This window comes from Chromohalobacter sp. HP20-39 (assembly GCF_033052815.1).
Lineage (GTDB): Bacteria > Pseudomonadota > Gammaproteobacteria > Pseudomonadales > Halomonadaceae > Chromohalobacter.
On record NZ_JAWHTP010000658.1, the window covers coordinates 1 to 274 of the forward strand.

Annotated in this window: 1 protein-coding gene; it reads right to left on the bottom strand. The window is 67.5% G+C overall.

What is annotated here, in order from left to right:
* The coding region (locus tag RVY79_RS19585; protein ID WP_317466241.1) for a hypothetical protein at positions 1-274 on the bottom strand (274 nt) is incomplete at both ends.

Genomic DNA, 274 nt, shown 5'->3' on the forward strand with positions numbered 1-274 from the left:
GCTGCATCAGCAGGCTGCGGGCGTCGCCGAGCGCGTCCATCAGTGCCGGCTCCAGGCTGACGCTGTTGAACACATCGAACATCAGCTCCCGCGAGCCACGGTCGTAGCTGCCGCAAACGGCGAGCTGATGCGGGATCAGCCGGCCGAGATAGCTCTGTGTCCAGACGAAAAACTGGTAGCGGCGTCGCACCGCGAGCGCGGATTCCGCCGCCCGGACGATGGCCTCGGCCGGGTCGGTCGAGAGCGGAAAAGGACTGATGGCGGCCAGGGCTGC